The sequence below is a fragment of the Fulvivirga sp. AWR4_260 genome, assembly GCF_056158185.1.
The window spans coordinates 2,848,670-2,861,052 of record NZ_JBSWSU010000015.1; the positions used below are offsets into that span (position 1 = coordinate 2,848,670).

Annotated in this window: 11 protein-coding genes; 6 read left to right on the top strand and 5 right to left on the bottom strand. The window is 35.9% G+C overall.

Annotated features, from left to right (window positions below):
* Nucleotides 1–264: 264 nt before the first annotated feature.
* A complete protein-coding gene (locus ACXACQ_RS18310; protein WP_474977433.1) occupies nt 265–2,433 on the bottom strand; it encodes a TerD family protein in 2,169 nt (722 codons plus the stop codon).
* Nucleotides 2,434–2,548: 115 nt separating this feature from the next.
* Here ACXACQ_RS18310 and ACXACQ_RS18315 point away from each other — a divergent pair, with 115 nt between their 5' ends.
* From ACXACQ_RS18315 to ACXACQ_RS18340, 6 genes are read left to right on the top strand one after another with little or no spacing between them, the layout of a single operon-like run.
* Entirely contained in the window at nt 2,549–3,559 is a 1,011-nt protein-coding gene (locus ACXACQ_RS18315; protein WP_474977434.1) for a helix-turn-helix transcriptional regulator, read from the top strand.
* A gap of 31 nt (nt 3,560–3,590) precedes the next feature.
* Nucleotides 3,591–4,745, top strand: coding sequence for a glycosyltransferase (locus ACXACQ_RS18320; protein WP_474977435.1), 1,155 nt, complete (start codon nt 3,591–3,593; stop codon nt 4,743–4,745).
* Between the two features lie 3 nt (nt 4,746–4,748).
* Entirely contained in the window at nt 4,749–5,792 is a 1,044-nt protein-coding gene (locus tag ACXACQ_RS18325) for a hypothetical protein (protein ID WP_474977436.1), read from the top strand.
* Between the two features lie 4 nt (nt 5,793–5,796).
* Nucleotides 5,797–6,897, top strand: coding sequence for a glycosyltransferase family 4 protein (locus tag ACXACQ_RS18330; protein WP_474977437.1), 1,101 nt, complete (start codon nt 5,797–5,799; stop codon nt 6,895–6,897).
* The gene (locus ACXACQ_RS18335) at nt 6,872–7,543 is read left to right on the top strand and encodes a hypothetical protein (RefSeq protein WP_474977438.1); all 672 of its coding nucleotides are present in this window, start codon (nt 6,872–6,874) and stop codon (nt 7,541–7,543) included. The genes ACXACQ_RS18330 and ACXACQ_RS18335 overlap by 26 nt, the downstream gene beginning before the upstream one ends.
* A complete protein-coding gene (locus ACXACQ_RS18340; RefSeq protein ID WP_474977439.1) occupies nt 7,540–8,364 on the top strand; it encodes a hypothetical protein in 825 nt (274 codons plus the stop codon). Before ACXACQ_RS18335 ends, ACXACQ_RS18340 begins: the two co-directional genes overlap by 4 nt.
* 3 nt (nt 8,365–8,367) lie before the next feature.
* Here ACXACQ_RS18340 and ACXACQ_RS18345 read toward each other — a convergent pair whose 3' ends face one another.
* The 4 genes from ACXACQ_RS18345 to ACXACQ_RS18360 all read right to left on the bottom strand — a co-directional run bounded on the left by ACXACQ_RS18345 (nt 8,368) and on the right by ACXACQ_RS18360 (nt 11,172).
* A complete protein-coding gene (locus ACXACQ_RS18345; RefSeq protein ID WP_474977440.1) occupies nt 8,368–8,775 on the bottom strand; it encodes a hypothetical protein in 408 nt (135 codons plus the stop codon).
* A 68-nt stretch (nt 8,776–8,843) separates the two neighbouring features.
* Nucleotides 8,844–9,857: a transglutaminase domain-containing protein gene (locus ACXACQ_RS18350; protein ID WP_474978488.1), complete on the bottom strand. Its 1,014-nt coding sequence runs from the start codon at nt 9,855–9,857 to the stop codon at nt 8,844–8,846.
* The gene (locus ACXACQ_RS18355; protein ID WP_474977441.1) at nt 9,857–10,591 is read right to left on the bottom strand and encodes a carboxypeptidase-like regulatory domain-containing protein; all 735 of its coding nucleotides are present in this window, start codon (nt 10,589–10,591) and stop codon (nt 9,857–9,859) included. Before ACXACQ_RS18355 ends, ACXACQ_RS18350 begins: the two co-directional genes overlap by 1 nt.
* A gap of 230 nt (nt 10,592–10,821) precedes the next feature.
* Nucleotides 10,822–11,172 carry a hypothetical protein gene (locus ACXACQ_RS18360; RefSeq protein WP_474977442.1) on the bottom strand — a complete coding sequence of 117 codons (351 nt, stop codon included), beginning with the start codon at nt 11,170–11,172 and terminating at the stop codon, nt 10,822–10,824.
* Between the last annotated feature and the right edge of the window lie 1,211 nt (nt 11,173–12,383).

Genomic DNA, 12,383 nt, shown 5'->3' on the forward strand with positions numbered 1-12,383 from the left:
CTAAGTAATTTTCATCAAATAACTAATGGAGTAATAAAATGGAAATTGCTTGGTCTATAGTTTAAGGTGAATGAAGGAAGACCAAGCTAGGCCATTATTGAAAGGGGCAATTACAGTTATTAAAAAAACCAATTTTCGTAGCAGGGCTCGAACCTGCAATAGAAGGAAATAAACCGTTAATCCTCTTTCTTTTATAGCTCGGTAATTGCAGTCTCTTATTTCCTGGAGTTATGAAGGAAGAGACTGCTAGTCCGAGACAATTTTTTATATCAATTCTGTTAGTATTTTCTCTACATCACTTGCGTTATAAGTGCATTCTTTTATACCAAAACTAATGTCTGCATCAGACTTATTTTCCACACGAACTCCTCCTCTAAATGAAGCATTTACATTTGCCAGCTCAAATATGTTAGGTTTCGTATGTACGAACTTTGATAATTCAGAACATAAAAGAGATACATCACTTTCTGCACCCTCTACATTGTTATGCATCACTTTGCCATTTACATATAAATCAGTCATCACTATTTGCTGAGCCTCCATATCTACAAAAAACGGTAATGCATAAGCCCCTTTTCCATTAAGGTCAAATTTGTTAGCCACTGTTTTTGCATCAAAAGCTTTTATTGATGCATCCACCTTTTCTCGAAACATCCAGCCAGCATGGCATTCCATATCCAAAAAGTTATTACCGGCATACTTATATACCTGTGGCACCAAATACCTTACATTATCAGGAATTGCGGTCAATGATATATCAATAAACTCGGCAGCACCATAAGGAGCAGACTGAATATCGCCCGAATGAATAATTCCATCATCTTGCAAATTTGTGTAGCTCACATGTCCTGCATATTTCCAATCTTTGTCATATTGAATAATTGAAAGATCTAGGTCTGTTGTTCTATCCGCCTCTTTCCAATAAACAAATAACCTCATTACTTTATCAAAACTCACATTAAGTTTACTACCTCTGCCTACCGAAATAATACCATCAGAAGCCTTACGTTGCTGTAAAGGAACAGTATAGTTCTGCAATTCAGGGTCAATCCATATTTTTTGTCCTTTCCAGCCTGTTTTAGCTTGTAGTTTTTGCTCAATAGCACCAGTGATTATACTCAATACTTGCGTTAAACTGCTGCCTTTCATTCCATGGTAAGCATTGTTTTCCAACACTTTAATCTTCCCCTTTTTATTTACCACAGTTCTATATTCTAACTCATTGATGGTTTCAAAATATGTATTTAAAATTAAGAGGTTTTTCACTTCCATCTGCAATGCTACCGTTTCAAATTCAAAAAGTATACTTGCTGTCTGATGTGGAAACTTTCTTAAAATTTCATGTATTTTTCTTCCAAAAACACCAGGTTTAGTTTTTAGGTGAGCCAGTAAATCGGCTACTGCGCCTGCCTCAATATGCTTTTCTGTAATAGCTGCATAAGTAACCAGTGTGCCGTTGCGTAACTGATCATAAACTTTGGCTACCACAGGATATTTACTCGCATATTCTGCTGGGTGCAAATAACGCCCAAGCTCTAACCATAATCCTCTATAAGCTTTAAATGCTTCACCTAATTCTGAGCAGTTATTTAAAATATCAAGTACAGCCCTACGCTCCTTTCTCTTCAGCTTTGGAAATTTTATCTTATCAGTTAAACTCACATCTGTGCTCGTAAGTGCAGCAAATAGTCTCAATAAATCTACCGGATTATGAATGATTTGTTTTAAAACTTCATATGCTTCATTGTTCCACAACCAATGCATTACGAATGCTTTGGTCTCTTTAAAGATTACATTTTTGAATTCTACCTTTTCTACTCCAAAAAAATCAAGTAATTGAATAAGGTCAGCATGCAATTCCTCTTTAATAGAAGACTTAGCATAAAGTAAGTTTTGCATGTATTTTACCAGTTCGCCTTCAAGTTGATCATCACCAATTAATTTCAAATCAATCCATTCGGTATGGCTATCTGTTTTTTTATCATGGTTAACTTTCAAACAGGCTTTATACAATTCCTCCGACTGCATCTGTGTAATTGGATCCGCCCCAAAGTCTTTAATATTAAATAACCAAGCAGGAATTTTCACTCCATTATTCAGACTTTCTACACTGGATAAATCGCCCCAAGCATTTTCCAAATACCCTATCATCCTTTTCAAAAAATACGCTTGCTTATTAGGCACTTCATTAGGAAACCCAGCAAATAATGGCACATAATCCACATTTGCTCCTTTTTTTGATTTCAACACTTGCATTAAATGCTTATAATCATATAAAAATGAAGGAGACATCTCATTGAGCAATTCTGGGTTGGTTACCCTATAACCTAACTTATTCAGCTCTGCCATAAATACCAATTTCTGCGTTTGACTCCAGCCACTGCCTTTGGTCATTGATATCATGTTTAGTCGGTTAATTGCTATAGTTTTCATATCTCTTTTTCTTAATGATGACACAAAGCAACGCCTCTACTACGCAATCTTTTTGCGTAGTAAAAAATATTTTAATATTTTTCCGAAAATTTTATTCATACCCTTTATTAAATCTATGCCTGCCAATAGAAATGCACTAATACGATACAAAACCATTGATAACTGTTTGCGAAACCGGTATAGACCTTGGACACTTGATGACTTGATAGAGGCTTGCTCTGAAGCTCTTTATGAATATGAAGGCATTGACAAGGGTGTGAGTAAACGTACCATACAAATGGACATACAAATGATGCGCAGTGAAAAACTGGGGTATAATGCACCTATTATTGTTATCGACAAAAAATACTATACTTACGAAGACCCTGATTACAGCATCACCAACATACCAATTACAGATCAGGATTTAAACAAACTGACCGAAGTAGTAGATATTCTGAAGCAATTTAAAGGATTCACCCATTTTCAGGATTTAACCGGCATGATACAAAAGCTAGAAGATAAAGTGCATGTATCAAAAACTAAAGAAAGACCCATCATTGACCTAGAAAAAAATGAGGATTTAAAAGGTTTACAGTATATAGATGATCTATATCAGGCCATACTAAAGAGAAAATGTATTGCCATTACTTATCAATCTTTTAAAGCTAAAAATCCTGGGAAATTTAATTTCCACCCGGCTCTACTAAAAGAATATAGAAACAGGTGGTTTATACTTGGAAAAAGAAAACCTTCTCAACCTTACCAACTATTGGCACTGGATAGAATTGAAGATTTAGATATTTCAGAGCAAGATTGTATTACTTTTGAAGAAAGCGAGATTACCAATTTCTTTAATCATGTAATTGGAGTAACAGTTAACCATGGTGAAATGCCTCAAATAGTTAAGCTTTACATCAAACACTCCAATGCACCATATGTATTAACAAAACCACTGCACCACAGTCAGCAACTGATTAGTGAAGACGATGAGGGTATTACAATTACTATTAATGTGCAAATTAACTTCGAGCTGGAAAGAGAAATACTAGGTTTTGGTAACAGCATAAAAGTAATATCACCCGAAAGGTTAACAGAGAGAATACTCAAAAAATTAAATAGGTCCATCGCTCTATACGATGCATAATAAAAGTCACTAAACATAGAACTCAGATCTTTTGAAATCAGACTATAAATCAATATTCGCGACTTTTGACCCTTACCCATCATATAAAGGGTCGGCTATCCATATCGATAAAGTTACGGAAACGTTATCACAGGTTTTTCCTAGCACGCTTGTGCTTACCCTAAATAAGCATTATAGCAAAAAGCTCCCAAAAGGCATTAAACATGTGGAAGCTCCAGTAGAAGAGAAAAATTATTTAAAAAGAGGAACAGCCTTTTCAGCATGGCTAGATCAAACACTAAATAGTCAACATCATATCCAGGTAGGACATTTCAGGGATATTTGGAGTGGTATGCCTATTTTAAAACGTAAGCACATCACCAGTATATTTGAAGTTAATGGTCTACCCTCCATAGAGCTAGTCAACCGATATCCATACATTGGTAACGATACTATTAAGAAAATCAGATCTATGGAAGACCACTGTCTTCAAGAAAGCCAATTGATAATATGCCCATCTGAAACCATTAAAAATCACCTCATCACCAGAAATGTATGGGCTGATAAGATACATGTATTGCCGAATGGAGCAGATATCCCTCCTACCTATAACAAACCTCTCCACTTGCCCGAAAAATATATAGTATATTTTGGGGCACTTCAGCCTTGGCAAGGCGTTGACGTACTGCTTAAGGCCATGAATTACTTACAAGATAAACCAGAATTGAAGTTAGTAATATGCTCATCACATAAGCCTAAATTTGCCCGCCCATACCAGAAGCTTATAGAAAAACTAGAGCTGGCCGATCAGATAATATGGCAATATCAGCTCCATAAGGATAAACTGCACCAAATACTTCAGCATGCCATTTGCACCATGACTCCACTTACCGAGTGTAGTCGCAACTTAGAACAAGGCTGTTCTCCTTTAAAAATATTTGAAAGTATGGCCTGTAAAACTCCAATCATAGCCTCTGACTTACCTGTTATTAGAGAAATACTAACCCCTGACGAAGAGGTAAAACTTTTCAGGCCCGACAGGCCCGCGGACCTTGCAAGGTGCATTCGTTTTTTAACCGATTATCCTGATTTTAGGAATGAATTATCAAAAAATGCATTTTTAAAATTAGAAAATCACTATACTTGGAGTATTATTAACAAAAAGCTAGAAAACATTTATAGCAATATTTTCAACCTTGTATTTTAATCAATGAGTAATTATTCAGTAAAGTATAAGCACTTATCTCCGGAGCAAAAAGAGTTTGTAAGCAAAAAAACAATAAGTGCTACTTTTAAAATTGGTAAGTGGCTCAACCTGCTAGGCAAAATTTCTAAGTTTGATAAGCACAATGACGCTTTAATAAATAAACTATTCGGTTACATCATTGGAGCCTTTGTCCTATCCTTCTTTAGTCTTTTTACTATACCATTCTTGCCCACCCTTGCATTTCCTATTATCGTATTTTGCATAGGTATAGGTGTAGCTCTCATCGTATACAGAAATAACCTTAAAGCAAAAGATGTAAATGATTACCTCCGAAGCTTTTTTATTCCTGTATTGAGCGTATTAGAAAAAAAATGTGGCCCTGAAGAAAAAATTTCTGCCACAGTAGATTTTCGTGACCCTAGAAGGGTCCTAACCCCCACAAAATCAAAAGTAGGTGTTAGAACTTTAAAGACGTATAATCCTAAATATATTATAGCTCGATTAACATTAAAAGATGAATCTGTGCTGGAGTTTGTGGTAGCAGATGATATCAAAGACTTTACATGGAAAAAACGCAGTGCCAGTGGAAAAACTAAATTCAAGAAAAAATCGAAATTTGTACACCACTGTTTCATTAAAATAACACTTCCAAAATCTTCGTATAAACTGATAAATAACCAGCCTAATGATGGATCTATCAAGATTGAACAACAGGGCGATTATTACATAGTGAAAGGGAAAATAAAACTTAAGAGTGAAGGCGAAAACAAGGTATTGCCAGTAAGTCTTTTCCTAGATCAGATGCAGAATATTTATAATTTATTTGAAGCCCAATATGCTACCATTGCTAATCCACAAAAGCCAGAAAACGATGATGAGCATGAAAATAATACCACCTACGTGCATCATTATACCGAAGAAAATGTGATTATGCCTTACATCTGGAGCTCGCATTATTTTAACGATTATGATTATGACGGCTTTGAGTATGCTGAGTCAGGAGATAATTTAATGGATGATGATGCCGTAACAGCATTCGATAGTTAATATTATGCCCAGAATACTATGGCTAACCGATAATTATCCTCCTCAGCGAGGGGGAATGGCTCAATCGTGTGATAGGATCATCGATGGACTGCGAAAAACAGGAGATGAAATCGAAATCATACATTTTGTTGACAAGCAAAAATCATTAACAAGAAAGCAACAGGTAAACGGTGGTTATACTGCCATTGCTTTTGACCATAGCGAAGCACATGTACTCAATATCACCTGGAATTACATTTCCGCATTAGGAAACTTCGATTACATAGTTTGCTTTGGTGGTTATCTTTCCATGATAGGCGCTCCTATTTTTTCTAAATGGATGTCTACACCTCTAATATCAATGATTCGGGGCAATGACTTCGATGTTTCAATATTTACCCCCAGAAAGCGAGGCGTGTTAGAAGATTTGCTAGTACAATCAAAACATGTTTTGACTGTAAGCAGTGATAAAGCCTTTAAAATAGAAAAATGGCTCAGTCACCCTAGCGCACACTTCATTGCCAATAGCATAGATACCGAACAGTGGCAACCATCGGCTAGTGAAGTGAAGTTTGCTGAAGAATGGAGAAACAGTCAGGGGAAAGATCGTATTAAGCTAGGTATATTTGGTCACTTAAAAGCCAAGAAAGGCGTAGACTTCTTTCTTGATGCGCTAAGTAAAACCAGCCTTATTGATAAAACTCACCTTCTGTTAATTGGAGAGACGGAAGAACATTTAGAGGAGTCTCTAAACACTACTGACTTCTCTTACAGCCTGCTTTCCTTTCATGATAGATACGAGCTCATGAAATATTACCTGTGCTGTGACGCTCTTATTATTCCCTCATTTTATGAAGGTATGCCCAATGTGCTTTTAGAAGCTGGGGCTTTGGGAATACCTGTTATTGCCTCAGCTGTAGACGGCATGAAGGATGTTATTCAACACAAAGAAAATGGTCTTTTATTCTCTGCTAATAATGCCGATGAATGTAGAAAAACGCTACATTATTTCTGCTCATTGAAGCGAGATGAACAATTGCAATTGGGGCAATCCATTCAATCTACTATAATCAATGCTTATACACCAAAACATGAAACTGATGCTTACAAAAAATTCCTTGTTTAATTTAGCCAAGGCTATTTGTCTGGTTTTAATAATTAGCAACTGTGGCGGTAATCAAAATGATAGTGCTGCAAACAATGAAGAATTACATGAAACCGCTTCAGCAAACTCCAATGCACAAGAAGTAGTTACCTCGCAAGATTACAAATCGGTTTATATCAATGATAAGAATAATAACTCACTGGCTGAAATACAGCTTCAGTCTGAAGAGATCATTATTAAAAGCCCAGGTAATACTTTATTTGGCAAAATAAAGAGTGAGAAGCGAAAATATTATAACCCAAACAACGAATTCAGGTACGCCATTAAATTTAAAGACAATGGAGATTTCAAGGTAAGAGATCATAATGAAGAACTTCTGTGGAAGGTGAAATTAGGAGATGGTAAAATTAAGATTGCCAATAATGAAGAAATGACTTCTCCTTATGCTGTTTACCTTTACGAAGATGGAAAGGTGAAATTAAAGAAAGATGAGGAGGAGATTTCTAGTATCAGAATCGATCCTAATGAAAGTTATTTTAATATAAATGACACCTATTACCTGAGCAATTTTTATAATTCATTGGCTATTGGCGTATTTCTTATCAAAGAAATTCCTGATGAGCAAAAGTTTCTCATTTGCGCTGAACTGATAAAAAGAAAACTATGATATTGTTTTATGCTTTAGGAGGTGGCTTTGGCCACCTTACAAGAGTAAAAACATTTATTAACAATTATAATATCAGTGAACCTTTCACTGTATGCACCAATAATCCGCTGGTGTATCGCTTATTTCACAAAGAGCAAATTACTTTCTTATCTGATAGCGTACCATTTACTACATCAGAATTAGCCGCTGAGTTAAAAAAGGTGATAGACAAGATGAAGCCAGATCAGGTTTACATTGACACCTTTCCGTTAGGCATTTTAGGAGAGCTGACCTTTCTCTCTCAACTGGACATTGCTATTAACTTATTGTGTAGAAGGCTCAAGTGGAATACTTATAGTAAGACAATAGAAACATCGCTTCCATTTTCTAATGCTTATGTTTTCGAAGCGTTGGAAGCCAGCCATTTGGCTTACCTTAATAAAAACGGTAAAAATATAATACCAGCAAAGCTTACCTACGAAACCGCTACACAACAACCTGAGTTAATCAAATCGCTGGTCAACCCGATTTGGCTCATCGTTCACAGCTCTGATGCAGACGAGCTGCAAGTAATATTTGATCATGCAGTAGACATTTCTAAGCTTCAAAAAGTGACACCAACGTTTGTTATCATTAGTGATCAACAGTTTATTACAGACTTACCTGTACACTTTACCCCAAAAGAAGAACCTGTAGACTGGTACCCCTACGCAGATAAAATTTTTACTGCTGCAGGGTTTAATACTTGGCATCAATTGGTTGCCTGGCGCGCAAAACACACTGTCCTCCCCTTTCCTCGTAAATTTGATGATCAATTTTGGAGAGCTAAAAGCAAACCATAGTACTTATTTCATTTTTTTCTCTTTTTCTACCATAGCCGGGTAAATAGGCGCAAAATCATAGGTAGGATAAAACTCCGTACTGAAACCTCCCCAAGCACCACTTTCAAACACCATATTCACTTCTCTAATATACTCTGGCTTCAGTTTTAAAGTAACAATTTGTCCTAAGCCCATGGCCACATTCCACGACAGTACCTTTGCGTGGCTTGCCTGCAGCTTAGAATAGAACTGCTGTTTCATCACCCTATTTTGAATAGTATCTACAGGGTTCTCTTGATGATGCTTCAGTATCACGGTAAGCATTATACTATCATTATCTATATAGTAAGCAGAACGCATGGGGTTACTGCGTCTCTGAGCATAACCATTAAAGGCCATCATCATTATAGCTATTATCAAAAATTTCCTCATATAGTTATTTCCTTTTATTCACTGGATTGATAACGTTTAACACATTCTGGGGTTAAGCATCTTATATTTTATTTAGTCACTTTTATTTTATTGGTGGCCAAATATTCACCATTTGCTTTCAAATGCAGTAAGTAAGTACCCCTATGCGTGAAATTCGCTTTGTATTCAATCATTTTCCCCACTAGTTTTGGTTTATCAATTGCTACTAAATTATTACTGCCTACATGTACAATTTCTATAGACAAATGAGATTCATCCAACTCTTCAGCATTATCACCAAACTGATAAGTAAGTAACAGCGGATTATTTTTGGATAAATTAACCACAAAAACCGATTCAGGGTTAAATAAATAATTATACTTCATAGCTGCTCGATAAACCAATGTAGCATTTAGAAACTGTTCTAAATTGGGCTCTCCAACAGGGGTATCCATCCATTGAATATCTTGAGGATAATGGTTAGACAAAAAAACTTGTGGAACAGTTAAATAATACCCCTCGTTAAAGTCCTTGACAAAGGCTTTAGAATGAGCATCGATATAACCTGCAGCCCACGTAGGGTCACATAAATACCAATCTCCATTAAAATTAACCGCATTCCAAGAATGGTTAACTACACCTTCACCTCCTATATTAGCGGTAACACTTCTTCCATAACCATTAATGATAACACATTCTATACCTGCACGCATTGCCATCTCTTTTAAAAGATAAGAATAGCCTGTACATAAAGTGGCGTGGTGCTTAATCAATTGATCCAATACGCGTGGTGCCAATTGCTGGTTCCACTTTTTAAGGGCATCAGAATCATTTTTAAGCTTTAGTCGTTTTTTGGAGTTTTGATTAAATAGATAATAATCACTTTTGATATTGTCCGCAATCCATTTAAAAATAGCACGAAACTTCAACTCATCACTTTCAAATGGCGTGGTGAGTTTTGCTGTAAGTTCATCCAATTTCAGTAGGCTGTAATCAGGATAAAGTGCTGCTACGCTGTCTGCAGCATAATAATCCTGAGCTTGGCAGTTTAAATTATAGCTAAATATTATCCCCCACAGCAAAGAGATCACAAACGCCTTCATCACCTGAAAATATTCTTTACCTTATTCCAGCATTTAGAAAAGAAGGATGGCTCAGTATATGCACCTCCAACTACTGCAACATCACCCATCAACTCGTAGTATTCCATCACCATTTCTATTTCAATAACTTGGTCGGAAAGGTCCTTTACTTCATACTCCTGCGTTTCAAAACCAATAAAGTTGAAGACCAAAACATCTCCAATTTGAAAATCATATGTCAGACTAAATTCACCATTAATGTCTGTTGACGTACCTTGAGCAGACCCTTTTATTATTACACTCGCTTCAGGAATTACCTCTCCATTTTCATCTTTTAAAACACCTTTAATGGTATATGATGTCTTTCCTAAACTATCCGCTGGGTAATAAAATGAAGGAGAAAATTCCTTATCAGCTTTAGCGTTACGCTCATTTATATTAGCCAAAGCTCGAGCTGATGGCACAAATAAGAAAGATGCCAAACTGACTACACCTAAAGCAAAGGTCTTAAAATATGGAATGGAGAAAGTATGGTTTGGAAGCGGATAAGAAGTTAATTGTGAAGCTTTAAACTTGCCGCATACATTGTTATTACTATTAGCGAAATATGCCTTTATCTCACTATCAGACATAGAAGTAAAGTCAATTACTGTCTTTTGACATTGACTGCAAAATCCACCTTCAGGTGTAATTTCAAAATTAGACCATTTTTCATGGCAAGGTTGGTCGATGGTAATTGTAAGTTGCTTTTTCATAAGTATTAGTGTTTATGAAAGGATGCAGCAACTTATGAAATTCCATAAATAGATTTAATTATTTTTTATAAAAGTTCTATTAATGTGGTGTTGGAAAAGAGGTTTGCCTATGAGTAGTTGCTTGGTTTTGCACTTAACTTTGCTAGTATATACCAAACTGAAAATCCTCACTTATTTTCAGAAATAGGCGAAAAAGAACAATTACTTATAGCCTTTGTTGTGTACAATTTTTAATATTTTCTTTTTTCTCCAATTACTGAATTGTCATCTCGATTAATATGTATATCTCCAGCGTAAACATCACAATTCAGTTGTTTTTTTATCTTACTTGCGATTTCTGATTCATTTAATTCAGCTCCATTATTAGATTCCACTTTTATCATAATAGGTTTTTCATATTCTCCTTTTTCCCAATTGTGAGGACGACTAATATTCAAATAGAAATTTGATTTTTTGTCACTTGATTCAATCCATTCCCAAACATTTTCATAATCTCGGTATAAATTGTCAACTCTGAAAATTTTTTCAAATTCAGGTTGCAAATCAGATAGCTCTTTATTTATATAAATCCAGAATTTCATCTTCGCAAATTACCAATAACGCCTGTATATGGCACAGTGCACACCACAAAGGCTATAAAACAACAAAATAGCATAATCGACTGGAAACTACCAACAGTTGCAAACAACCGCTGCGATTCACAAGACAACAGAACTTGCGAACTAAAATAACCAGAAAACCACTATCAGCTCACAGCAGCAGATGAACGGTCAAACCTCACAAAAATCAGTTCATTGCTCTGTTTGCACATGCCCCATATTACATGTTAGGCCATATGCTGTTTTGTCCGTAAGTCGTTTGCCCTCTCGATAAGCTCGTGTATCCCAGAGTTTGACAGTTCTTTCATGGTCCGGATGTCCATGCGTTTGTCAAGCCGGTCTGCAGGGAATTCGTTTGAAAGTCCGACAGCCCAGATCGTCTTGCTTTTACTTGCCGGTTCAGGATCAGTCAGCACAGTTAGAAAAAGAGTCTTGCCCACAGGATTCCAAGTTGACGTTATTTCAAATAAATTTGACACCCACCAGTCCAAGCGTTGTTCGCTCTCCTTAATTTGCCAGCCATGCTGTTCAAGTTGTGTTAGAAGTTGAGTTATTCTACTATCAGTTTGCATTGCAATTTATATGGCCGAACATTTATACCTCTTATATACTAAATATAAAATTAAGTTGAGAAAAATATCAACGTATCACTTAATTATATAAATTAAAAATTTTAAAATAATATTCCCTTCTTAAATCATTCCTTAATACTATTAAGTGCTTATTTTAAGCTTGGAAAGTTCGTTGTTCAGTAAAATTGAAATGTAATGTCAGTTACCTTGATGTCGAATGGTCGCGTAAGAGTAAAAATATGGTCTGGTATAGCAGTGAACTAAAAAACAACAATAGTAAGGGTTAATCCAGATAGGGTTATTAGAATTGCTGTTATCCAATTCTTCATCTTGAAGTTGATGAGCTTGTAAATGCCAAATGTTACAATCAACCAGAACGACAAGATTGTCAAGAAGCTGGCCGTTAAAGGCAGGATGTAAACAACTGAACAGAGAGCAATACTTACAGTCAATGATGAATCTCAACTCCTCTTTGGCCTGGACACAAAGGAGGCTACATACAAGTAGCTCCAACTAGTGTGGCGATACTACACAAGATAAAACTCTCGTGCAACGAATCACCTGAAGTCCTCTTTTCGCTTCCGAAATATAAGAAAAATCCTATTTAATTACTTGCTTTTT